Source organism: Burkholderia sp. 28_3 (assembly GCF_003253915.1).
Lineage (GTDB): Bacteria > Pseudomonadota > Gammaproteobacteria > Burkholderiales > Burkholderiaceae > Burkholderia > Burkholderia cenocepacia.
On record NZ_QKZF01000033.1, the window covers coordinates 14,649 to 37,643 of the forward strand.

Genomic DNA, 22,995 nt, shown 5'->3' on the forward strand with positions numbered 1-22,995 from the left:
TCGTTATTGCGGCGTCGTGCACGCGTCGATGCCGCCCGCGATCGCGGCGGACAGGCGCTGGATCGTCTCGCGGCGCGCGAGCCGCGCTTCTTCGTCCGGATTGACGATCACGCCGGCTTCGACGAGCACGGCCGGAATCGGCGCGGTGCGCAGCACGACGAGATCGTCGAAGCGGTGGATGCCGAGTTGCGGGTCGATCAGCGGACGATTCTCGCCGCGGATCGGCTGCGCGTGATACAGCGACGGCCGTTCGCCGGCCGCGACCAGCCGCTCGGCGATCGCCTTCGCACAACGCAGGCTCTCCGCATAGTGCGGATTGCGCTCCGACACGAACACCGAGAAGCCGCGGAATTCGCGCTGCCGGCCCGCGTCGATGAACTGCTGCTGCATCGAGTCGTGATGGATCGACACGAACAGGTTCGCGTCGGGCGCCTGCGTCGAGCGCTGATTGAGCGCGATCTCGCGACCGTCCGCCGACGTGCGCAGCACGCGGTCGCCGTGCGCGGCGAGTTTGTCGGCGACGGCGCCGGACAGGTCGAGGTTGTACAGATATTCGACGCGGCCGCTGGCGCCGGTGGAGCCCGGATGCGCGGGCGTATGGCCGGTGTCGACGACGATGTAGCGGCCGGACGCGGGCTCGGTAACGGTCGTGGCGGCGGTGTCGGCCGCGTGCAGCGCCAGCGGCGCGCCGAGCAGCGGGGCGCACGCGAGCACGCGCGCGGCGGCGCGCACGAGCGGGCGAAGGCGTCGGAAGGTTCGGTTCGTCATTGTTGTTGTCGAGAGGGCGGACGGCGCGTCGAACGGCGCGCCGCCGTCGGCCTGCTCAATGCAGTCGGAATGTCGCGCGATTATAGCGGGTGGCGGCGACGCCGCAATGACGCGCGACGGTTGTCAGGCGAGCACGCGATGTGCCGCCAGCATGCCCCAGTACGACGCTTCCTCGAACAGCGACAGTCCGGACAGGTCGGCATGCGCGAACACGACGGGGCCGTCGGCATCACGCAGCGCGAGCAGCCCCGGCCGGCTCAGGAAGCCGACGTCGGGCGTGGCCATCGCGTGGCCGCGGACGGTGATCTCGAGCGCGGTCGCATGCTTCCACAGCTCGCGTCCGTACACGGCCTGCAGGTCGATCGCCGCCTGCTCGCGCAATGCGTCGGGCTTCGCCTGCGCGAGCCAGCGGCGCGTATCGTCCGGCGTTTGCGTGCTCAATGCCTGATAGGCGGAGAACACCGAGCGCGTCGGCGGCGACATCCGGATCAACTGGTGCGTCGACACGACGTAGCCGAGCCCGGCGCCGTCGTAGACGACGTTGTCCCACGCGAGCGGCACGCCCGCTTCCTCGGCCGGCATGCCGTCGAGCAGGAAGTTGGACACGAGCCACGGCGCGCGCGGCGGCAAGTCGCGCGCGGGCTCGAAGCCATACGCGGCAAGCAGTTGCGGGAATACGCGCGCCGCGACGAACAGCGGCATCGCACATACGACACGGCGCGCCTTCAGCGTGAACGTCGACAGCGTGCCGTCGTGACCGACGCGTGCGCACAGCACGTCGACGCCGCCCGCGCGTTCGGTCGCGCGTACCGCGAAGCCATCGCGCGACCACGTGTTCGAGCCGGTGCGCGCGGCGATCGACTCGTTCAGCTTCGTCACCATCGTGTGCAGCCCGTCGGGCCAGGTCAGCACCGCGCCGTCGCTCGCATCGCCCGCATGGCCGCCGCGCGACGAGAAATAGTGCAGGCCGGCCCAGGCGGAGACATGCTCGTAGCCGGCGCCGTAATCGTCGCGGCAGCAGTAGTTCAGATACCAGTGCAGCGCCTTCGCGGTGTAACCCTCGTCGTGCAGCCACTGGCGAAACGAGCGCCGGTCGAGTGCGCGCCAGCGCGGGTCGCGCGACGATTCCGCGATCGGGATGCAGAACACCTTGCGGCCGTCGGCGCCGCGCGCGGTGCGCAGCCCGTCCGTGTACGCGAAGAAGCGCGCCTGCTGCGCGAGCGCGTCGGCGTCGAGGCCGGTGGCCGGCACGATGCCGTCCTGCCACTGTCCATCGATGAACAGGCGTTCATCCGGTGCGTGGACGAGTGCACGCTCGTCGTACGCGGGGCGCGCGGAGAACGGCGCAGATTCGATCACGCCGAGATCGGCGAGCATGTCGCGCAGATGCGCGGATTCGAGCGACGGCAGCGGCAGGTAGTGCGCGCCCTTCGGATAGCCGAGCGCGCCGAAACGCCCGCCGGCCGCGTTGCCGCCGAATTCGGGGCCGGCGAGCACCGTGAAGCGCGTATGGCCCGCGCGCGCGAGCTGCCATGCGCACGACAGCCCGGCCGCGCCGGCGCCGAGAATCGCGACATCCGTGTCGATCGTGCCGGACGGCGCGGGCAGCGCGGCATGGTCGCGCAGCGCATGGCCTTCGCGCATGCCGGGGTAGTCGACGCGCGGCGTCGTCTCGATCCAGCCGGTGCGGCCGCATGCAGCGAGCGACGCGGCCGCCGATGCGACGAGGAACGTGCGGCGATCCATCAGCGCAGCACGTGCTTCCAGTCGTCGTCGAAGCGGCGCACGAGCGGCTGGTCGTTGAGTTCGTTCGGCGACATCGACAGCGCCGGCATGTCGGCCGGGAAGTGGAACATCTCGGCGGCCGTTTGCGCATCGAGCCAGCGCGTCGGCACCGAGTAATGCGTCGGCACCGTGAAGTCGCGGCGCTTGCCGGCGATCACGAAACCCCAGTCGCCGAACGACGGCACGTAGCAGTGGTATGGCCACGTGTTGAGCCCGGCTTCGTGCAGCGTCGCGATGATGGTCCAGTACGCGTGCGGCGCGAAGTACGGCGAGGTCGACTGGATCACCGTGTAGCCGTTCTCCGACAGGTGGCGCGCCAGCAGCCGGAACACCGGCACCGAGTACAGGCGGCCGAGCCCGAAGTTGGTCGGATCGGGGAAATCGACGACGATCGCGTCGTACACGTCGGCATTCGATTCGAGCCAGCGCACCGCGTCGTCGTTGATCACGTGCACGCGCGGGTCCTTCAGCGCGCCCTGGTTCAGCTTGACGAGCGGCACGGACGTCGAGAACAGCTTCGTCATCGCGGGGTCGAGATCGACGAGCGTGATTTGTTCGAGGTTGCGGTGCTTGAGCAGTTCGCGCACCGCGAGGCCGTCGCCGCCGCCGAGCACGAGCACGCGCTTCGCCCACGGCAGCGCCTCGATCGTCGGGTGGATCAGCGCTTCGTGATAGCGGTGCTCGTCGCGCGACGAGAATTGCAGGTTGCCGTTCAGGTACAGCCGCATGTCGTCGTGCCATTGCGTGAGCACGATGCGCTGGTACGGCGTCGTTTCCGAATAGATCGTCTCGTCGCCGTACACGCCGTGCTCGGCCCAATGCGTGATGCGGTCCGACAGCGCGAATCCGGCGACCAGCAGCCCGATCACGAGCGATGCGCGCATCAGCTTGCCGCGCACGTTGCGGATCTCGTCGCGGAACAGGTGCGTGGTCCACAGTGCGACGAGTGCGTTCAGGAGGCCGAACAGGAAGCTCGTGCGCAGCAGGCCGAGACGCGGCGCGAGCACGAGCGGGAAGATCAGCGACACGGCCAGCGAGCCGAGATAGTCGAAGGTCAGCACCTCGCTGACGGTATGGCGGAACGCCTGGCGTCGCTGCTGGAACGCGCGCATCACGAGCGGAATCTCCATCCCGATCAGCAGGCCGAGCGCGAGCACCAGTGCGTAAAGCGCCGCACGAAACGGCGCGGCGAGCCAGGCGAACACGACGAACAGCAGCGCGGCCGACACGCCGCCGAGCAGGCCGACGAGCAGCTCGATGTCGACGAAGCGGTCGAGCACGTCGTCGTCCTCGACGAACTTCGCGAGCCACGAGCCGATCCCCATCGCGAATAGGTAGCAGCCGATCACCGACGAGAACTGCAGGATCGAGTCGCCGAGCAGGTAGCTCGACAGCGCGCTGCTGATCAGTTCGTAGCCGAGCCCGCAGGACGCGAGCACGAGAATCGACAGGACGAGCGCGCGCTTATGCAGCATCGCGCATCCGTTGTGCAGTGTTCGGCAATGTGGATATACTGGCGCGGATTTTCGTCTGGCGGCCCCGTGCGGGCCGGCCGGCGACGGGGCAGCGAACCGAGCACAAAATCCGAGGAAAAGAATGAATAGTGCCTATCTTTATGCGGTTCATTTACTGTCGGCCTTCGTGCTGCTTCTCGTGTTCGCGGCAGTGTACCTGAAGGTCACCCCGTTCGACGAACTGGCGCTGATCCGCGACGGCAACGCGGCCGCGACGCTGTCGTTCGGCGGCGCACTGATCGGTTTCTGCCTGACGCTCGCGTCCAGCATCGCGCACAACGCGACGCTCGGCGAAGTCGTGATCTGGGCCATCGGCGCGATGATCGTGCAACTGATCGCCTACGCGGTGCTGACGCGCGTGATGCCCGGCATGAATCATGCGATCGAGGATCGCAACGTCGCGATGGGCGGCCTGATGGGCACCGCGTCGCTCGTCGTCGGCATCATCAATGCCGCCTGCCTGACCTGACGCGCCACGCGTTCCGAGGAGACCGACATGAGTCTGGGTTCATTCATCCGCAAGCAGTTCATCGACGTCCTGCAATGGACGGAAGACACCGACGGCGTGCTGGCCTGGCGCTATCCGATGGAAGACCAGGAAATCCAGTACGGCGGCAAGCTGACCGTGCGCGAAACGCAGGTCGCGATCTTCGTCAACGAAGGCAAGGTCGCCGACGTGTTCCAGCCGGGCCTCTACACGCTGGAAACGCGCACGCTGCCGGTGCTCACGAACCTGAAGAACTGGGACAAATTCTTTCAGTCGCCTTTCAAGTCGGACGTCTACTTTTTCAGCACGCGGCTGCAGCTGGGCCGGCGCTGGGGCACCGCGCAGCCGGTGACGATCCGCGACCGCGAATTCGGCTTCGTGCAACTGCGCGCGTTCGGCATCTACTCGTATCGGATCGTCGATGCGGCCGCGTTCCATCGCGAGGTCAGCGGCACGCGCGCGGCATACACGGTCGACGATCTCGAGCAGCAACTGCGCAACCTGGTCGTCACCGCGATGAGCACCACGTTCGGCTCGGCCGACGTGCCGTTCGTCGACATGGCCGCGAACCAGTCGCTGCTGTCGCAGCGTGTCGCCGAGGCATTGGTGCCGGTGTTCACGCGCTACGGGCTGGCGCTCGACGCGTTCGCGGTCGAGAGCGTGTCGCTGCCGGCCGAACTGCAGAAGGCGCTCGACCTGCGGATCGGTGCCGGGATGGCCGGCGATCTCGCGCGCGCCACGCAATACCAGACCGCGCAGGCGATTCCGCTCGCCGCGCAAAACCCGGGCGGCATCGCCGGGGTCGGCGCGGGGCTCGCCGCGGGCGCGGCGATCGGGCAGGCGATGGCCGGCCAGATCGCGGGCGCCGCGCAACCGGCACAGGCCGCACCGCCCGCGCCCGTTGCCGCGCCGGTGGCCGCCGCGCCGACCGAGAGCACCGATTACGTGCAGCGGCTCGAGCAATTGAAGGTGCTGTTCGACAAGGGCCTCGTGACCGAAGACGAATATTCGCGCGCGAAGGCCGAGATCCTCGCGAAGCTCACCCGGTAAGCGTCGCGCATGTTCCGTACCTCGTGCCCCCAGTGCGGCGCGCCGGTCGAGTTTCGCTCGGCCGCGGCGGTAATGGCCGTCTGCGCGTTCTGTCGCAGCACGCTGCTCAAGCGCGGCGCCGACGTCGAGCGCATCGGCGAACTGGCCACGGTGCTCGACGATGCGTCGCCGATCCAGATCGGCACGGCCGGCCGCTACGACAAGCGCGCATTCACGGTGCTCGGGCGCATCCAGATGACCTACGACGCCGGTGCATGGAGCGAGTGGTACGTCGTGTTCGACGACGGCGCGTTCGGCTGGCTGTCGGATGCGTCGGGCCAGTACGCGATCACGGTGCGCGAACCCGACGATGCGTCGGGCCGCGCGTGGCCCGCATTCGACTCGCTCGAACCGGGCATGCGGATCGACCACGGCGGCCGCGCGTTTCTGGTGTCCGACGTGCGCACCGCGCGCTGCACGGGCGGCGACGGCGAGCTGCCGTTTCGCGTCGATGCCGGCTGGGAGGCGCGCGTCGCCGACCTGCGCACGGGCAATGCATTCGCGACCTACGACTATTCCGACGCCGAACCGAACGGCGGCATCCCGGCCGTCTATGCGGGCGAGGCGCTGGAATTCGACGCGCTCGCGTTCACCGGGCTGCGCGACACCGAAAACGATACGCGCGACAAGCGCGGCGCGGAGCTGGTGCCGTTCGCGTGCCCGAGCTGCGGCGCGCCGCTGTCGTATGCACCGAACGTGGCCGACTACGTTGTGTGCGGCAGTTGTCACGCGGGCGTGCAGTGCACGGCGGAGCAGCAGACCGTGTTCGCGGCGCGGCGCAAGCTCGAATCGGTGAAGGGCGCGCTCGAACTCGGCGCGATCGGCACGTTCGACGGCGTGAAGTACACGGTGATCGGCATGATGCGCTGCCGCGTGCCGGGCGACGACGAGACGTGGGACGAGTACCTGTTGCTGAACCCGAAACGCGGCTTCCTGTGGCTCGTGCAGAGCGACGGGCGCTGGGAACGGGTGCAGGTGCTCGACCATTGGCCGACGATCGGCGGCGAATCCGGCAACGTGACCGACGACGGCAAGACCTACCGGCTGCGCGAGGAATACGAATCGGAGGTCGTCTACGTGGTCGGTGCATTCAACTGGCGCGTGCAGGCGGGCGATCGCACGTCGATCATCGACTACGGCTGGCAGAAGGACAAGCTCACGCGCGAGCGCAGTGACGCGGAGATCGTCTGGTCGCGCGCGCGCCCGCTGTCGGCCGGCGCGCTCGCCGAGCGCTTCGGCACGCCCGCGCTCGCGGCGGCCACGCCGGCGGCCGCCGGCGCCACCGAATCGATGGGCCTGTTCGGCCGAAAGGGGCCGCACAGTTTCGCGCCGCTGCCGTTCATGTTCAGCGCGTTGCTCGTGATCTTCAACATGGGCTCGCTGTTCTCGTTCACCGGCCGCTCCGTCTACGTGCTGGTCGGCCTGCTGGTGCTGTGGCTGCCGGAATGGCTGTGGAAGCGGTTTGCGCCGGACGGGGGCAACGCGTGATCCGGTACATTCTCTACGGCATCTACGGCCTGATCGTCGTCACGCTGTTCAGTTGTTCTTCGATCGGCGGCAGCGGTTCGGGCGGCGGCGGGTGGGGCAGTTCGTCGGCGCGCAGCGGCTACTCGTCGTACGGGTCGCACAAATGACCGCACGCGACGGGAGCGTGTCGCCGGACGCGACGCTCGGCTCGCACGTGCTGGCCGACCTGGCCGGCATCGATGCGGCGCTGCTGCGCGACGCCGCGCGGCTCGAAGCAATCCTCACCGACGCGGCGCAACGGGCCGGCGCGCGCGTGATCGGCGCGCATTTCCATCATTTCGGCGGCGAGCATGGCGTGACGGGCGTCGTGCTGCTGGCGGAGTCGCACATCACGATCCACACGTGGCCCGAGCATCGCTTCGCGGCCGTCGATGCGTTCATGTGCGGCGCGGCGCGTGCCGCCGACGCGGTCGATGCGATCGCCGCGGCGCTCGGCACGCACGCGCAGGTCCGGCAGCAGGTGGCGCGCGGCGGGGTGGCGGCCGCCTGTCGTTTCCCCGGCTTCGGCGAATCTGGCAAATAGCCGATGGCGCAGCCGGCTTACGCCGGTCAGCGCGGCAGCGCTTCGGCTTCGGCCCAGCGCTTGAACGAATCGAGACGCCGGCGCGTCTGCACGAGATAGAACCCGCCGATCAGCGGTTCGAGCAGCCAGCGCAGCCAGGACGGCTGGGCGCGGAAGTGGTACGTGAACTTCACCTCGGTCGATCCGGCCGTGCGCTCGGTGAAGTTCCAGCTGCCGCTGAAGCGTTCGAGCACCTTCGGCCCTTCGACCATTTCGACGGCGGCGACCTGCGGCGGACGGTACGAGATGTAGCGCGACACCATCGTCGCGCCCGACTGGCTGCGGCAGAACGCGTCGACGCCGACGTCGGCGGTCGTGCCGTCGAGCAGATAGGCATCGATGAGGAAGTTGTCCCAGACGAGCCGCCGCCCGTAGTCCTGCGACCACGTGAACAGGCGTCTGCGATCGACGCCGACGGTCCGGCTGACGGAGATCCTCATGAGGGCGGGCGCCGTGGCGCGGATTGGGATGAAATCGAGTGTAACTCGCCAATAACGCGTGTTTCGTCAGACTTCGTCAAGTCGAGCGCAGGCTCGAATCGGCTCGATTGACGTCCCTCGGGAATTCCCCTAGGATTCATCTCAACCCTTCGGGACAGACCCGGAGCGTTTCAATCTCTTGAGGGAGCCTCATGAGTACGCAACAGAACCGGCGCTTCGACGCGCTCGTTTTCATTGGTCGTTTCCAGCCTCCGCATCGTGGTCACCTGAACGTGCTGAAGTCGGCACTGAGCCGGGCCGAGCGCGTGTGCGTGCTGATCGGATCGACCGACAAGCCCCGCACCATCAAGGATCCGTTCTCGTTCGACGAGCGTCGCCAGATGCTGGCTTCGCTGCTCGACGCGTCCGAGCGCGATCGCGTGACGATTGCCCCGCTGCAGGATTCGACCTACAACGACGGCGACTGGGTACGCTGGGTGCAGGATGCGGTGGCCGTCGCGCTCGGCGACGTCGCGCAACGCAAGGTCGGGCTGATCGGCCACGAGAAGGACGCCACCTCGTATTACCTGCGGATGTTCCCGCAATGGGAGCTCGTCGACGTCGATGCGACGGAAGACATTTCCGCCACCGAGATCCGCGACCAGTATTTCGCCGAACGCACCAACAGCTTCGTGCAGTGGGCCGTGCCGGAACCCGTGTTCGGCTGGCTCGAGCGTTTTCGCACGCAGCCGGAATTCGCGCAACTGAAGTCGGAAGCCGAATTCATCGCCGCGTATCGCAAGGCGTGGGCGGCCGCGCCGTATCCCGTCACGTTCGTGACGGTCGACGCGGTGGTCGTGCACTCGGGGCATATCCTGCTCGTGCGCCGCCGCAGCGAACCGGGCCGCGGCCTGTGGGCGCTGCCGGGCGGCTTCGTGAACCAGGACGAGCGGCTCGATGCGGCGTGCATCCGCGAGCTGCGCGAGGAAACCGGCCTCAAGCTGCCGGAACCCGTGCTGCGCGGCTCGATCAAGGATCGCCAGGTGTTCGATCACCCGACGCGTTCGCTGCGTGGCCGCACGATCACGCATGCGTGCCTGTTCAACTTCCCGACCGGCGAGTTGCCGCGCGTGAAGGGCAGCGACGACGCCGACAAGGCGCGCTGGGTCCCGCTCAACGAATTCGCGCAGATGCGCAACGTGATGTTCGAGGATCACTTCGACATCGCGTATCACTTCCTGGGGAAGCTGTGACGCGCTGATTCCCCGCATCGGTCCGCCGCGACAGACGCGGCGGCACTTCAACGGCCTAGAGGAGCTCTAGCCATGCAAAACGATCCCGGCGGCTTTGCCGCGGTTCTCGCCAATCCGATTCTCAACACGGATTCGTACAAGGCTTCCCACTTCCTGCAGTATCCGCCGGACGCATCGGCGATGTTCTCGTACGTCGAATCGCGCGGCGGCCGTTACGACCGCACGCTGTTCTTCGGCCTGCAGATGTTGCTGAAGCAGTACCTGTGCAAGCCGGTCACGCACGCGATGATCGACGACGCGCGCGATTTCTTCACGGTGCACGGCGAGCCGTTCAACGAAGCAGGATGGCGCTATGTCGTCGAGCACTACGACGGTTACCTGCCGGTGAGGATCCGCGCGGTGCCGGAAGGCTCGATCGTGCCGGTGAACAACGTGCTGATGACGGTCGAATGCGACGATCCGCAGGTGTTCTGGCTCGCGTCGTATCTCGAGACGATGCTGTTGCGCATCTGGTATCCGGTGACGGTGGCGACCCGCAGCTGGCACCTGCGGCAGACGATTCGCCGCTTCCTCGAACGGACCGACGACGATCTCGCGCAACTGCCGTTCAAGCTGCACGACTTCGGCGCGCGCGGCGTGTCGAGCGCGGAATCGGCCGCGATCGGCGGCGCCGCGCACCTCGTGAACTTCATGGGCTCGGACACGGTGCTCGGCGTGCTGGCCGCGAACCGCTTCTATCGCGAGCCGATGGCCGCCTACTCGGTGCCGGCGGCCGAGCACAGCACGATCACGTCGTGGGGGCGCGAAGGCGAGGCCGATGCGTACCGCAACATGATCAGGCGCTTCGGTTTGCCGGGTGCGATCGTATCGGTCGTGTCGGACTCCTATGATCTGTTCGCCGCGCTCGATCTATGGGGTGGCGAACTGCGGCAGGCGGTGCTCGATTCGGGCGCGACGCTCGTCGTGCGTCCCGATTCCGGCGATCCGGTGACGATCGTGCTGCAGACCGTGCGCGCGCTCGACGCGTCGTTCGGTTCGACCGTGAACGGCAAGGGGCGGCGCGTGCTGAACCGCGTGCGCGTGATCCAGGGCGACCGTGTCGACGAGCAGTCGATCGAGGCGATCCTCGCCGCGCTCGACGATGCCGGCTATGCGGCCGGCAACGTGGTGTTCGGCATGGGCGGTGCGTTGTTGCAGCGCGTGAACCGCGATACGCAGCGCTTCGCGATGAAGTGTTCGGCCATCCGGCGTGATGGCGTATGGCACGACGTTCGCAAGGATCCGGTCACCGATCGGGGCAAGCGCTCGAAGCAGGGGCGGTTGACGTTGCTGCGCAATTGGCGCACCGGGGAATATCGGACGGTGACGTTGCCGGTTGCGTGGGATGATCGCGTGCTGGAAGGCGAATGGGAAGAGGCGCTCGAGACGGTGTTCGACACCGGGCGTTTGCTCGTCGATACGTCGTTCGCCGAGGTCCGGGCGAGGGCGCATGCGGGGGAGGTGTGACGCAGGCGGCGGGCCATCCCGCCGCTGCGCGGCAGGTTCGCGTCACTTGCCGGCCAGTACACGGCTGCCGGCATTCGCCGGCGCGCCGCCGCGCTCGACCACCCGCACCGCCTCCATCGCCCGCGCCAGCGCATCGAACACCGCCGGACCCTTGCAACGCGACACGTTGAAGCGCATGTACGACGTCGCGCTGCGCGACGCGCTGAACACGTCGCCGGGCGCGAGCACCACGTCATGGTCCAGCGCATGACGCGCGACGCGCGCGGCGTCGAGCCCGTCCGGCAATTGCGCCCACACGAACAACCCGCCGCGCGGCTCCGTCCAGATCCCGAGCCCGGCCCGCGCGAGGCGCCGGATCGTTTCGCCCATCGCGTCCGCGAGACGCGCGCGCAGGCTGTCGAGATGGCGCCGGTACGTGCCGTCGATCAGCAGCCGGTGCACGACGTTCGCGCCGATCTGTGCATTGCCGAACGACGTCGCGAGCTTCAGGTCGACGAGCGCGTCGATCCATTCCGGACGCGCGGCGACATAGCCGCAGCGGATCGCGGCCGACAGCGTCTTCGAGAAGCTGCCGATCGACACGACGCGCGACAGCCCGTCGAACGCCGCGAGGCGCGGTGCGGGCGTGCTCTCGAAATCCGCGAAGATGTCGTCCTCGACGATCAGCAGCCCGTGCTCGGCCGCGAGCGTCAGCAGCCGGTGCGCGACGGGCGGCGCGAGCGTCGCGCCGGTCGGGTTGTGCAGCGCGGCGTTGGTGATGTACAGGCGCGGCCGGTGCTCGGCGAGTACCTGCTCGAAGCGCACGAGATCGGGGCCGTTCGGCGTGAACGGGACGCTGACGATCCGTGCGCGATGCGCGCGCAGCAGCGCCTGGAAGTTGAAGTAGCACGGATCGTCGAGCACGACCGTATCGCCGGGCTCCAGCAGCAGGCGGCACACGAGGTCGAGCGCGTGCGTGCCGCCGTCGGTCAGCATGATCTGCGCGGGTTCCGCGTGGACGCCGTGCTGCGCGAGCCGCCACGCAAGCTGCTGGCGCAGCGCGGGCAGGCCGAGCGGGGTCGCATAGTCGGTCAGCGCATCGGCTTCGTCGCGCGACACGGCGCGCAACGCGCGCCGCAGGCTTTCGTCGGGCAGCCACGACGACGGCAACCATCCGCAGCCGGGCTTCACCGACGTCGGCGCCGCTTCGAGCGACTGACGCGACAGCCACAGCGGATCGAGCGCGCGATCGAGGCGCGGGCCGAGTTCCGCGAGCGCGAGCGGCGGTGCGTGCCCCGATACATAGAAGCCCGAACCGCGTCGGGCGACGAGCACGCCTTCACTCGCGAGCCGTTCGTACGCATCGACGACCGTCGATTTCGATACGCCGAGCGCATCGGCCATCATCCGGATCGACGGCACGCGCGCGCCGGGCATCAGCGCGCGGCTCGAGATCCGCGCGCGCAACGTATCCATGACGGTTTCCACGCGCGTGCGCGACGGCGCGGGCGGAGCGGGAATCGGGGCGGAATGGTTCATGGCGAACGATGAACTGTACGGCCGGTTGTCCAGTACAGTTTGTCTGAATTGTATTGGGCTGTAGCTTACGCCGTTTTCGCCGGCGGCGGATCATCGGTCATCCATCATCCATTTCCCCATTCAGGATCGACCGTGCAAAAGACGACCGACGGATGGCTCAGCGGCCTGCTGGGTGTCATCATTTTCAGTGGCTCGCTGCCCGCGACGCGTGTCGCGGTACAAGGGCTCGACCCGCTGTTCCTGACGTTCGCCCGCGCGACCATCGCCGGTGCGCTGGGCCTGCTGCTGCTCGTCGTGCTGAAGCAGCGGCGGCCGTCGCGCGCCGAGGCCGTGTCGCTGGCCATCGTCGCGCTCGGTGTCGTGGTCGGGTTCCCGTTGCTGACGGCGCTTGCGTTGAAGCACGTGACGTCGGCGCACGCGATCGTGTTCGTCGGGCTGCTGCCGCTCGCGACCGCGCTGTTCGGCGTGTGGCGCGGCGGGGAACGGCCGCGGCTGCCGTTCTGGATCTTCTCGATCGTCGGCAGCGGCGCGGTGGCCGCGTTCGCGCTGCGCAACGGCGGGCAGGCGTCGGTGGTCGGCGATGCGCTGATGCTGGCCGCGATCGTCGCGTGCGGGATCGGTTATGCGGAAGGCGCGCGCCTGTCGCGCCAGCTCGGCGGCTGGCAGGTGATCTCGTGGGCGCTCGTGTTGTCGCTGCCGCTGATGCTGCCGCTCACGTGGCTGACCTGGCCCGCGTCGTTCGACGGAGTAGACGCCGCCGCGCTGTGGGGGCTCGCGTACGTGTCGCTGTTCAGCATGTTGATCGGTTTCGTGTTCTGGTATCGCGGGCTGGCGCTCGGCGGGATCGCGGGCGTCGGCCAGTTGCAGCTGCTGCAGCCGTTCTTCGGCCTCCTGCTCGCGGCCGGGCTGCTGCACGAGACGGTGCCGCCGTCGATGGTGGTCGTGACGGTCGTCGTGGTCGGCTGCGTGGCGGGCGCGAAGTACTTCTCGAAGATGGCGCCCGTGCAGCGTGCGGGGTGACGCAGGGGCAGCGGTGGGGCGCGCATCAGGCCGACGCCCTCCGGTGCGAGGCTGGCCGTAAGCCGATTGCCGCCGATACGCGTGATCGCGACGTGCGCCCGATCCTGCACCCGATGACGCGGCCCAAGGCAAAACGGCCAGGCTGCCGGTAGCGGCAAGCCTGGCCGTTGGGCGTTCGTCACGCCGGGCGCGGGTTACTCGAACGTTTCCAGCGCGAGCAATTCGCCGATCGTCTGCCGGCGGCGGATCAGTCGCGGCGTGCCGCGATCGACGAGCACTTCCGGCGCGAGCGGCCGGCTGTTGTAGTTCGACGACATCGACGCGCCGTACGCGCCCGCGTCGTGCAGGAACAGCAGGTCGCCGATCTGCGGCTGCGCGAGCTTGCGGTGCGTGACCACGCCGCCTGCATCCTGCGTGAACACGTCGCCCGATTCGCACAGCGGCCCCGCGATCGCGAGGTCGACGAGCGGCCGGCCGGCGGGCAGCGCGCCATCGTGCGCGTGTACCGACACCGCGTGATAGCTGCCGTACATCGACGGGCGCATCAGGTCGTTGAAGCCCGCGTCGATCAGCACGAAATCGTGCTTCGGCCGACGGTTGACGGCTTGCACCTCGGTGACGAGCGTGCCGGCTTCGGCGACGAGAAAGCGGCCCGGTTCGATCTCGATGCGCACCGGGTGGCCGAGATGCCGTTCGATCCGCTTGCGCGCGGCGTCCCACTGGCTGAAGTAGTGACCGACGTCGACGCGCGGTTCGCCGTCGCGATACGGGATCGACAGGCCGCCGCCGGCCGAGATCGCATCGATGTCGTGGCCGAGCGACGTGACGAGATCGACCATCGCATCGCACACCTGCGACAGGTGGCCGTAGTCGACGCCCGAACCGATGTGCATGTGGATGCCGACCAGCTTCAGCCCGTACTGGCGCACGATCTCGATCGCGCGCGGTACGTCGTCGATCCAGATGCCGTGCTTGCTCTGCGGGCCGCCGGTGTTGGTCTTGTTGCTGTGGCCGTGGCCGAACCCGGGATTCACGCGCAGCCACACGCGGTGGCCGGGCGCGTGCTCGCCGATGCGCGCGAGCATGTCCAGCGAGCCGGCGTTCACGGTCACGCCATGCTTGAGCACCGCCGCGAGCGTCGGGCGATCGATCAGGTCGGCCGTGAATACGACGCCTTCCGGTTCGCCTGCCGGGCTGAACCCCGCCGCGAGGCTGCGCTCGATCTCGCCGAGCGACACGGCGTCGACGCACGCGCCTTCTTCGCGCATCAGCTTGAGGATATGGACGTTCGAATTCGCCTTCTGCGCGTAACGGATCACGTCGAACTGGCGCAGTTGGGCGATGCGGTCGCGGATGACGTCGGCGTCGTACACCCACAGCGGGGTGCCGTATTGCTGCGCGAGCGTCGCGAGCTGGCGGGAATCGAGAGACATGGCGGATGAACCGGATGGAATGAACGGATAGCGGGATGATGCGCCTGATCGGCTATACAGTAAAATGCAGATTTATCTTCATTCGATTCATTTCTGATATATACGATCATGCTGACGCACCGTCATATCGAGGTGTTCCGTGCGCTGATGGTCACCGGCAGCACGACGCGCGCGGCCGAGATGCTGTACACGTCGCAGCCGACGATCAGCCGCGAACTGGCGCGGATGGAGCAGGTCGTCGGCTTCGCGCTGTTCGAACGCGCGCACGGCCGGCTGCGCCCGACGATGGCCGCGCTCACGCTGTTCGACGACGTGCGGCTCGCGTATGTGGGGCTCGAACGCGTCGCGGCGACGGCCGCGCGCCTGCGCGAATTCCGCGACGGGCAACTGTCGGTGATCGCGCTGCCGGCGTTCTCGCACGCGATCCTGCCCGGCGCGTGCCGGCGCTTTCACGATGCGCATGCGGGTGTCAGCGTGTCGGTCGCGACGCAGGAGTCGCCGGTGCTCGAGGAGTGGCTCACCGCGCAGCGTTACGACCTCGGGCTGACCGAGCACGACGTCGCGCCGGCCGGCACCGTGCTCACGCCGCTGCTCGAAGTCGATGAAGTGTGCGTGCTGCCCGACGGCCATCCGCTGCTCGCGCAGGACGCGATCGACTTGCTCGATCTCGCCGACCGCCCGTTCGTGAGCCTGTCGCTGAACGATCCGTACCGCATCCTGATCGACGAGGCGTTCGCGCAACTCGGTGTCGCGCCGCGCTCGGTGGTCGATACGCCATCGGCGGTGTCGGTGTGCGCGTTCGTGCGGCAAGGGCTCGGGGCCGCGATCGTCAACCCGCTCACGGCGCTCGATTTCGTCGGCCGCGATCTGCACGTGCGGCCGCTGACGCGCTCGTTTCCGTACCGGGTCAGCGTGATCGTGCCCGAGCACCGGCCGAAGAGCCTGCTCGTCGATGCGTTCGCCGATGCATTGCGCGGCGAAGCGAAGGCGATCCGCCGCCGGCTCGCCGCGCACCTCGGCTAGCGGCACCGTATGATGGGCGTTTCGCCGCCATCGTCCTCATTTTCCGGAATCCCGTCATGACCGACGCATCGTCTTCCCTCGAACAACCGACCCTCGTCGGCGAACGTGTCGTCCTGCGTCCGCTCGACGTGTCCGACCGGCAAGCGCTGCTGGACGCTGCAGCCGACGGCGAGTTGTGGAACCTGAAGGTCACGGTCGTGCCGGGCGCGCAGACGGTCGACGCCTACATCGACACGGCGTTGCGGGGCCGCGCGGCCGGCACCGTGATGCCGTTCGTGATCGTCGATCGCGCATCGGGTCGCGCCATCGGCAGTACACGCTTCTGGAAGATCGATCGCACGAATCGCAAGCTGGAGATCGGCCATACGTGGTTGAGCGAATCGGCGCAGCGTACGCGGGCGAATACCGAAGCGAAGTGGTTGCTGCTGACCTATGCGTTCGACACGATGCGATGCGTACGCGTGCAGTTCACGACGGACGAGCTGAACGAGAAATCGCGCGCGGCGATCCTGCGGCTCGGTGCGAAACAGGAGGGCATCGTGCGTCACGAACGGATCATGCCGGACGGCCGCAAGCGCAATTCGGTGCGCTTCAGCATCATCGACGACGAATGGCCGGAAGTGCGTGCGCGGCTCGACGCGAAGCTGGCGACGTAACGTGTGCCGCGCCGCCGGCAGGGGAGGCGGCGACGCGACAGGGGGCGGTGCGCCGCGCACGATGCGCGGCGCTGCATCGTGTTACTGCGCCGATGCGAGGTGATGACGCTGCGCGAGCTTCTGCGCGTCTGCATAGTGCGCCTGCAGGATCGGCAGCGCCTGGCGTGCGACTTCCTTCAGCTTGGTGTCGCGGCCCGATGCGATTTCGGCCTGGAATGCCGAGATCGCCTTTTGCTGGCCGGCGAGCGCGACCTGTTCGATGTAGGCCTTGTCGAAGTCGGCGCCGCGCAAGCTCTTGATGCTGTTCAGCACGGTCGTGTCCGGGTCGTTGGCCGGCACGTCGACGCCGCGCGGGCTCGCCGCGCGCATCGCCTGGATGATCTTCGCATCGTCGGTCGACACGCGTTGCGCGAAGGCCTTGACCTGGCTGTCCGACGTGCGCGAATCGGCGATGCGCGCGGCGTCGTGCTGGGTCGACACGGTTTTCGTGCCGTCCGTGATGAAGGTCTGGTCGGCTTCGTGGATGCGCGTCGCGGTGGCAGCCGGCGCGGCGGACGCGGCGGGGGCCGGTTGCGCGGTTTGCGCGGTCGCCGTCACGGCGACGAGAAGCAGGCCGGCGGCAGACAAGGCAAGGCGCGAGATGGGGGGAAAGCGGTTCATGGGACCTCCTTTCGATCGGGGCTCTGGTTGAAAAACGGATCGTGTGATCCGTCGCTGTGCGAGAGACCGGGCGCGCCCGGGCCGGATTCGATGGCCACTCTGCCGCGGCGGCGTTCGAAGTGTTTCCCGGCCCGACTGATTCTAGGAGAGCGCTCGGGTAGCAGGTGCAACCGTGCTGTGGCTTGTGTAACGGTTGGTAAGACGAATCGATGGGCATGCGCGCAGGCAGGTAGCGCGTACCTGATGCGCGTGCGGTGGCGGCAATTTTTGCGCGCGCGTGGCGCATGCAATGCATGAGATGCAGGTGCGTGTCATCCGCATTTCATCGACGTGATGTTGTCGTGGCGGCTGCCGTGGCTGCATGCGCGCGTGGCGCGGCGAACGCGTTACACGCGTTCGAGCAGCACGTCGAGGCGCGGCAGCAACGGCGTCGCGCAATGCGCCTGCAACGCGTCGGGCGCCGTATAGCCCCACGCGACGCCCTGGAACGCGATCCGTGCACGCCGTGCCGCGTCGGCATCGCGGATTTCGTCGCCGACGTACAGCACCTCGTCGGCGCGCACGCCGGCCTCGCGAACGAGCGCGCGCAGACGACGCGCCTTGCCGAACAGCGGAATCCCGCATGCGAAATGGTCGACGCGCGCGCCGGCGCGCGGGCCGAGCCGGTCGCGCACGATCGCCTCGGTATTCGACGTGGCGATCGCGATGCGGATGCCGCGCGCGGCGAGCGCGTCGAACGTTTCGTCGACGCCGGGGAACAGCCGCACGTGCGCGACACGCGGCTGCATCAGGCGGCGCATGTCGATCGTCACGCGCGGCACTTTCCACATCGGCACGTCGAGCGCGCGGATGATGTCGCGCGCCGACATGCCGCGCAGCGCCGGGCGCAGTTCGGGCGTGGCGTCGCGAAAGCCGTGCAGGCGCGACGCTTCCGACAGCGCGGCGAGAAAACTGTCGAGCGAATCGGCGAGCGTGCCGTCGAAGTCGAAGGCGATGAGGCGGTAGGTCATGATGCAGCGTGGCAGGTTTATCGGGCGATGACATTGTCACCGAATCGAAGCCGGCAGAGTACGACCGTTCGTCCGCGGTGGATCGTGGCGCCCCTTGTCCGCCACTCGCCAGCGCGGTATCGTCGATGCTCCGCCTTCCGTCCCGACCGGAGAACAGACGTGCCCGCAGCCACTCCCGCCACGCTGAGATTTTCCACCGACAAGCGCGAACTCGACATCGACGCGATCTTCGATTTCCTGCATCGCGACGCGTACTGGTCGCAGGGCATTCCGCGCGACGTGGTCGAGCGCGCGATCGACGGTTCGCTGTGCTTCGGCGCGTACGTCGGCGACCGGTTCGTCGGGTTCGCGCGGCTCGTCACCGATCAGGCGACGTTCGCGTACCTGTGCGACGTGTTTGTGCTGCCGGCCGAACGCGGCAACGGCTACGGCCGAGCGCTGATCGACCATATATTCGCGCAGGAGATGGTGCGGCGGCTGCGCCGCATCATGCTCGCGACGACCGATGCGCACGCGCTGTACCGGCCGGTCGGTTTCGGCCCGCCGGCGAACCCCGAGCGGCTGATGGAGATCCGCCGCCCCGACATCTACACGACACGCTGACGGGCGGCGCAGCGCATACAATACGCGCTTTCCGTTTTTGCCGAAGAGAAGCACACCATGACCGAACAGGAAGCCGAACAGCTCGCGACGCACCGCCACTACAAGGGCGGCCTGTACCGCTACATCGGCGTTGCCCGCCATTCCGAAACCGAGGAATCGGTGGTCGTCTACGAGCATCTGTGGCCGCATGCGCGCGGGCTGTGGGTGCGGCCGGAAGCCATGTTCAACGGCAGTCTCGAAGACGGCACGCCGCGTTTTCGCAAGCTGCGCGACTGATCGGCGGCCGGCGGCGCGTACGCCGCCGCGCAGGCCGGCCGCGCGAACCTGTGCGCGTTACGTGTCGGCCAGCGCCTTCACCAGTTCCGGCGGTGCATGCCTGACCGTCACCTCCGGCGTGCCGTGCCACGCCGCGAGTTTCTTCACGGCCTTCGCGACGTCGGCCGCGAGCCCGGTGCCGAAGCGCACGCCCGGCTCGACGTGCACGGCCTTCAGTTCGAACGTGCCGAGCGTGCGATGCGCTTTCGCATCGACGCGGCCCACCAGCCGGCCGCGATGCAGCACGGGCAGGCAGAAATAGCCGTAGCGCCGTTTGTGCTCGGGTGTGTAGCACTCGATCGTGTAATCGAAACCGAACAGCGTCGACGCGCGCCGCCGGTCCCAGACGACCGGATCGAACGGCGACAGCAGCGTCGTGACCGTCGAGCGCAACGTGTCGGCCGCGGCGGCCGGCAGCCACGCATCGAGCGAGCGATGCACGTAGGCCGGCTCCTTCCAGTCGTCGATCTGCACCGGAATCAGGTCGCCGGTCTCCGCCAGCCGTTCCAGCTCCGCGCGGTACGAGCGGCGCGGCAGCCGATAGTAGTCGGCCACCCAGTCCGCGCGCACGACGCCGAGCGCGCGGCACGTGTAGTCGAGCAGCGTGGGCAGCACGGCTTCGCGCGGCGGCAGGTCGCGCGTATCGTCCCAGCCGGGCAGCACGCGTTCGCGCACGTCGTACACACGCTGGAAATTGCGGCGCTCCGACACCATCAGGTCGCCCGTCGTGAACAGCACTTCCAGGTGACGCTTCTCGGGCTTGCGGTCCCACCAGCCGTTGCCCTTCACGCCGTCCTCGCGCGCGAAATCGGCCGACCGCACCGGGCCTTCCGCGCGAATCCGCGCGAGCAGCCGTTCGATCTCGGGACGATTCTGCGCATGCCATTCGGCCGCATATTTCCAGCCCATCCCCGACGGATCGAGCATCTTGTAGCGCATCAGCCCGAACTGCTCGATCGGCAGGAAACACGCTTCGTGCGACCAGTATTCGAACAGGCGCGCCTCGGCGAGATGTTCGTCGAGCCACTGCGGCGAGAAATCGCCGAGCCGGCTGAACAGCACGAGATACGGGCTGCGCGCGACGACGTGGATGGTGTCGATCTGCAACTGCGCCATCCGGCGGATCGTGTCGAGCACGTCGGACTTGGTGGCCTTGCGGCGGGGCGGCGTGAGCAGGCCCTGTGCGGCGAGATGCAGTGCGCGGGCGGCGGCGGGCGAGAGCGTGAGCATCGGCAGGACGGTCGAGGGTGGCGATCGGGAACCACTTTAGCGCGAAAGCGGCGCGCGCGTGCGACGTGCGGCTGCAACGCGTCTGACAATGGTTGACAGATGCGTTTCGCAAGTTTCCCTATAGTGCAGTTCATGGCGCGACGACAAGTGCGCGCAACGATTCCGCTTCCGACGCACATATGTCCATGGCACGCAGGAAGCGAATCCGGGACTCTCAACCCCCATCGGGAGACCCGGAGCCCTGAGCGAACATCCACGCGGCTGTGCACCGGCCCCGTGTGGATGTTCGCTGATTTTTTTGCTTTTCCGGTTTTCATCCGTCGCCGAGCGACAGGTCATGTCGCGGCGCTCGTCTGTCCGGGCCGCAGCGCACGGGACAGGTCGTAGTGTTTCGCCGCACCGTAACGCGGCGAACCGAAGTGCCAGTCGTAGTTGCCGCGAATGTATGTGCGGGCCTCGTCGAGCAGGCGCAGCGACGCGCGATCGTCGGTGCGCGCACGCACCTTTTTTTCCAGATCCAGATAACGCGCGAGACAGCCGTTGTGGATGTCCGCCGTCGCGTCGAGCGCGGCTTGCGGCGCGAGCCCGCGTTCGTGCATCAGGACGCAGACGAGATTGCTGCTCGATTCGCCGGCCTCCTTCGGATACGAAAAGATGTCGTTGCACAGGCACAGGATCAGGCCGGATAGCTTGCGCAGGCGCTCGACTTCTTCGTCTGCGTAGAACGCGGCGGGCGCTTCGTAGCCCGCGGCGATGTCGATCAGCGCGAACGCGCCTTCGCCGCAGCCGTTATAGGTGCGACCGGACAGGTACTCGGCCTCGCCGGGCACGACGTCGGTCGCGAACCGGCCGGTTTCCCATAGCGTCGAGAACAGGAACGTCATCATTCCCGCCACCCAGCGGGCGTACTGCACGCGTGTGGATGCAGCGGCGATACGCGCGCAAATGTCCTGCGTCGCCCGTTGCAGGGCGGGCAGGAACGCGGCCAGGTGCGGCAGGCGCCCCGCGAGCGCGGCGCGCAGCGGCGCCGGATCATGACCGGTCGGGTCGGCGATCATTTCGTACAGCCACAGGTAGAGCGCGCCGAGCTCGCCCGGGGCGCGCGCGACGCCGTGCAGGCTGCACAGGCCGTCGTCGATCGCGAAGATCCAGCCATACGCGCGGCTCGTCGTGCACAGGCCGTCGAAGGTCGCGTGCGCATAGACGCGTGAGCAGTATTCGCCGACCTTGCCGTGACGGATGCCGTTGGCCCAGCGCGGATCGTCGAGCAAGCCATGGGCGTTCATCCACGCGAGCAGGTCGGCTTCGGCGCGGTCGGCGTCGGGATGCACGGGCGTGTCGAACGGGTGGAACAGGTGCGGCAGCACGAGCGCGGGCGCGGCGGCTTCGGCGGTAACGGTTTCAACGGTGGACATGGCGTGCCTCGCGGATGGCGGGTGACAACGGGTGTCATGAAGGACGGTCCGGCGCTACTTGCCGAACCGGCGCGCGCGCTTGCCGTACGCATCGATGGCCTGTTCGAAATCGTCGCGTCCAAAATCGGGCCAGCACGTCGGCGTGAAATAGAACTCCGAGAAAGCGGTTTGCCACAGCATGAAATTCGACAGGCGCTGCTCGCCCGACGTGCGGATCACGAGGTCCGGCTCCGGCTGGCCGGCCGTGTAGAGCCGGCTCGCGATCAGCTCCGGGCTGAGTTGCGCGAGCAACTGCTCGACGGTGCCGGCGGCGACATGCTCCGCGATCAGCGAGCGGACCGCGTGCAGCAGGTCGAGGCGGCCGCTGTACGCGACCGCGATGTTCACGTCGAGCCCGCGCGCGTGGGCCGTGCGTTGCTGCGCGGTGCGGATGCGCTCGGCGGTGGCGGGCGGCAACTGCGTCAGGTCGCCAATCACGTGCAGGCGCCAGCGGCCGCAGGCGGCAAGCTCGTCGAAGACGTCGCCGATCACCGCGAGCAGGTCGCGCAATTCCCCGGCGTCGCGCTGGAGATTCTCGGTGGACAGCGGCCACAGCGTCACGAACGGGATTCCGGTTTCCTCGCACCACGACAGCAGCGCGTGCACGTTGCGCCCGCCGGCCCGATAGCCGTCGGCGGCCGGCAGGCCGAGGCGGTCCGCCCAGCGCCGGTTGCCGTCGAGGATGACGGCGAGATGCGTCGGCAATGGCGGTCGGGCCGTATCCAGTGCAGCGGGCGAGTCGGTGATGAATGTTTCCGGCGCGCGCAGAATCAGCTCTTGAGTCATGGAGACCCCTTCGAGGCGAGATAGCGATCGAAACGTGAAACAGCGGATGGGAGGTTATGACGACTGCTGCAATTCGGCGCGGGGACAATATTGGCGCCGATGCGAGTGATCATTATTGATCAATGGATTTCGGATTTTCAAGTCGTTCGCATGCCCGATATCGGAACGCGCCAGCGCAAGCGACCGAGCAGGCGTGGCGGCGCGTCTGCCGATATCGAAAGCGGTGATGCGCAGTCGATCTTCGGGCCGAGGTTATTTCGACATGCGGATTCGGCGAGTGCCTCGTGCGTTTCGCGCGATTGAATAAATTTCGGAATTGAAAAATAAAAGCGATGCAATACGCGGACGATCGATTGCGGCGAAAATGATTTCGCTGC

The 22,995-nt window shown here is 67.8% G+C and carries 23 protein-coding genes; 12 read left to right on the forward strand and 11 right to left on the reverse strand.

The features are described 5' to 3' along the window. Nucleotides 1-3: 3 nt before the first annotated feature. The 3 genes from DFS13_RS36290 to DFS13_RS36300 all read right to left on the reverse strand — a co-directional run bounded on the left by DFS13_RS36290 (nucleotide 4) and on the right by DFS13_RS36300 (nucleotide 4,028). Nucleotides 4-768 carry an N-acetylmuramoyl-L-alanine amidase gene (locus DFS13_RS36290; protein WP_111442777.1) on the reverse strand — a complete coding sequence of 255 codons (765 nt, stop codon included), beginning with the start codon at nucleotides 766-768 and terminating at the stop codon, nucleotides 4-6. A 123-nt stretch (nucleotides 769-891) separates the two neighbouring features. Beyond that, nucleotides 892-2,514: an NAD(P)/FAD-dependent oxidoreductase gene (locus DFS13_RS36295; protein WP_111442778.1), complete on the reverse strand. Its 1,623-nt coding sequence runs from the start codon at nucleotides 2,512-2,514 to the stop codon at nucleotides 892-894. Further along, entirely contained in the window at nucleotides 2,514-4,028 is a 1,515-nt protein-coding gene (locus tag DFS13_RS36300; protein WP_060210888.1) for a polyamine aminopropyltransferase, read from the reverse strand. The genes DFS13_RS36295 and DFS13_RS36300 overlap by 1 nt, the downstream gene beginning before the upstream one ends. A gap of 121 nt (nucleotides 4,029-4,149) precedes the next feature. Here DFS13_RS36300 and DFS13_RS36305 point away from each other — a divergent pair, with 121 nt between their 5' ends. The 5 genes from DFS13_RS36305 to speD are packed head-to-tail and all read left to right on the forward strand — an operon-like array spanning nucleotide 4,150 to nucleotide 7,693. Then, a complete protein-coding gene (locus DFS13_RS36305) occupies nucleotides 4,150-4,536 on the forward strand; it encodes a DUF350 domain-containing protein (RefSeq protein WP_006490342.1) in 387 nt (128 codons plus the stop codon). 27 nt (nucleotides 4,537-4,563) lie between these two features. Next, nucleotides 4,564-5,604 carry an SPFH domain-containing protein gene (locus DFS13_RS36310; protein WP_062910354.1) on the forward strand — a complete coding sequence of 347 codons (1,041 nt, stop codon included), beginning with the start codon at nucleotides 4,564-4,566 and terminating at the stop codon, nucleotides 5,602-5,604. A 9-nt stretch (nucleotides 5,605-5,613) separates the two neighbouring features. After that, the gene (locus tag DFS13_RS36315; protein WP_111442779.1) at nucleotides 5,614-7,131 is read left to right on the forward strand and encodes a DUF4178 domain-containing protein; all 1,518 of its coding nucleotides are present in this window, start codon (nucleotides 5,614-5,616) and stop codon (nucleotides 7,129-7,131) included. After that, on the forward strand, nucleotides 7,128-7,277 hold the full coding sequence (locus DFS13_RS40490; RefSeq protein ID WP_006491192.1) for a hypothetical protein: 150 nt from the start codon (nucleotides 7,128-7,130) through the stop codon (nucleotides 7,275-7,277). Before DFS13_RS36315 ends, DFS13_RS40490 begins: the two co-directional genes overlap by 4 nt. Then, nucleotides 7,274-7,693, forward strand: coding sequence for an adenosylmethionine decarboxylase (gene speD, locus DFS13_RS36320; protein ID WP_111442780.1), 420 nt, complete (start codon nucleotides 7,274-7,276; stop codon nucleotides 7,691-7,693). Before DFS13_RS40490 ends, speD begins: the two co-directional genes overlap by 4 nt. Before the next feature lie 26 nt (nucleotides 7,694-7,719). Here the strand turns inward: speD and DFS13_RS36325 are convergent, their stop codons facing one another. Further along, entirely contained in the window at nucleotides 7,720-8,172 is a 453-nt protein-coding gene (locus DFS13_RS36325) for an SRPBCC family protein (RefSeq protein WP_105866353.1), read from the reverse strand. A gap of 191 nt (nucleotides 8,173-8,363) precedes the next feature. Here DFS13_RS36325 and DFS13_RS36330 point away from each other — a divergent pair, with 191 nt between their 5' ends. Both DFS13_RS36330 and DFS13_RS36335 read left to right on the forward strand, forming a co-directional pair. Beyond that, nucleotides 8,364-9,404, forward strand: a complete 1,041-nt coding sequence (locus DFS13_RS36330) for a bifunctional nicotinamide-nucleotide adenylyltransferase/Nudix hydroxylase (protein WP_012339666.1) — start codon at nucleotides 8,364-8,366, stop codon at nucleotides 9,402-9,404. A gap of 72 nt (nucleotides 9,405-9,476) precedes the next feature. Next, on the forward strand, nucleotides 9,477-10,910 hold the full coding sequence (locus DFS13_RS36335; protein WP_111442781.1) for a nicotinate phosphoribosyltransferase: 1,434 nt from the start codon (nucleotides 9,477-9,479) through the stop codon (nucleotides 10,908-10,910). Nucleotides 10,911-10,952: 42 nt separating this feature from the next. Here the strand turns inward: DFS13_RS36335 and DFS13_RS36340 are convergent, their stop codons facing one another. Then, nucleotides 10,953-12,428, reverse strand: a complete 1,476-nt coding sequence (locus tag DFS13_RS36340; RefSeq protein ID WP_034202102.1) for a PLP-dependent aminotransferase family protein — start codon at nucleotides 12,426-12,428, stop codon at nucleotides 10,953-10,955. Between the two features lie 132 nt (nucleotides 12,429-12,560). Between DFS13_RS36340 and DFS13_RS36345 the strand changes: the two genes are divergently transcribed. Then, entirely contained in the window at nucleotides 12,561-13,448 is an 888-nt protein-coding gene (locus DFS13_RS36345) for a DMT family transporter (RefSeq protein ID WP_111442782.1), read from the forward strand. 194 nt (nucleotides 13,449-13,642) lie between these two features. Here the strand turns inward: DFS13_RS36345 and lysA are convergent, their stop codons facing one another. After that, nucleotides 13,643-14,881: a diaminopimelate decarboxylase gene (lysA, locus tag DFS13_RS36350; protein ID WP_006491202.1), complete on the reverse strand. Its 1,239-nt coding sequence runs from the start codon at nucleotides 14,879-14,881 to the stop codon at nucleotides 13,643-13,645. 108 nt (nucleotides 14,882-14,989) lie between these two features. Between lysA and DFS13_RS36355 the strand changes: the two genes are divergently transcribed. Together DFS13_RS36355 and DFS13_RS36360 are read left to right on the forward strand one after the other, a co-directional pair. Continuing rightward, complete coding sequence (locus tag DFS13_RS36355) at nucleotides 14,990-15,904, forward strand: LysR family transcriptional regulator (protein ID WP_012493476.1); 915 nt, start codon at nucleotides 14,990-14,992, stop codon at nucleotides 15,902-15,904. Between the two features lie 56 nt (nucleotides 15,905-15,960). Further along, nucleotides 15,961-16,560 carry a GNAT family N-acetyltransferase gene (locus DFS13_RS36360; protein WP_034202103.1) on the forward strand — a complete coding sequence of 200 codons (600 nt, stop codon included), beginning with the start codon at nucleotides 15,961-15,963 and terminating at the stop codon, nucleotides 16,558-16,560. An 81-nt stretch (nucleotides 16,561-16,641) separates the two neighbouring features. Here DFS13_RS36360 and DFS13_RS36365 read toward each other — a convergent pair whose 3' ends face one another. Together DFS13_RS36365 and DFS13_RS36370 are read right to left on the reverse strand one after the other, a co-directional pair. Next, nucleotides 16,642-17,220, reverse strand: a complete 579-nt coding sequence (locus tag DFS13_RS36365; protein WP_006491198.1) for a DUF4142 domain-containing protein — start codon at nucleotides 17,218-17,220, stop codon at nucleotides 16,642-16,644. Nucleotides 17,221-17,606: 386 nt separating this feature from the next. Further along, the gene (locus DFS13_RS36370) at nucleotides 17,607-18,230 is read right to left on the reverse strand and encodes an HAD hydrolase-like protein (RefSeq protein ID WP_060266289.1); all 624 of its coding nucleotides are present in this window, start codon (nucleotides 18,228-18,230) and stop codon (nucleotides 17,607-17,609) included. A 159-nt stretch (nucleotides 18,231-18,389) separates the two neighbouring features. Here DFS13_RS36370 and DFS13_RS36375 point away from each other — a divergent pair, with 159 nt between their 5' ends. Together DFS13_RS36375 and DFS13_RS36380 are read left to right on the forward strand one after the other, a co-directional pair. After that, entirely contained in the window at nucleotides 18,390-18,833 is a 444-nt protein-coding gene (locus tag DFS13_RS36375) for a GNAT family N-acetyltransferase (protein ID WP_006491201.1), read from the forward strand. Between the two features lie 57 nt (nucleotides 18,834-18,890). Further along, nucleotides 18,891-19,109: a DUF1653 domain-containing protein gene (locus DFS13_RS36380; RefSeq protein ID WP_048989428.1), complete on the forward strand. Its 219-nt coding sequence runs from the start codon at nucleotides 18,891-18,893 to the stop codon at nucleotides 19,107-19,109. 57 nt (nucleotides 19,110-19,166) lie between these two features. On the opposite strand, the gene DFS13_RS36385 is transcribed toward DFS13_RS36380, so the two are convergent. From DFS13_RS36385 to uppS, 3 genes are all read right to left on the reverse strand, one after another. Continuing rightward, on the reverse strand, nucleotides 19,167-20,378 hold the full coding sequence (locus tag DFS13_RS36385; RefSeq protein ID WP_077189481.1) for a winged helix-turn-helix domain-containing protein: 1,212 nt from the start codon (nucleotides 20,376-20,378) through the stop codon (nucleotides 19,167-19,169). Between the two features lie 335 nt (nucleotides 20,379-20,713). Beyond that, nucleotides 20,714-21,793: a terpene synthase gene (locus DFS13_RS36390; RefSeq protein ID WP_111442783.1), complete on the reverse strand. Its 1,080-nt coding sequence runs from the start codon at nucleotides 21,791-21,793 to the stop codon at nucleotides 20,714-20,716. Nucleotides 21,794-21,847: 54 nt separating this feature from the next. Next, nucleotides 21,848-22,618, reverse strand: a complete 771-nt coding sequence (gene uppS / locus DFS13_RS36395; protein WP_048989431.1) for a polyprenyl diphosphate synthase — start codon at nucleotides 22,616-22,618, stop codon at nucleotides 21,848-21,850. Between the last annotated feature and the right edge of the window lie 377 nt (nucleotides 22,619-22,995).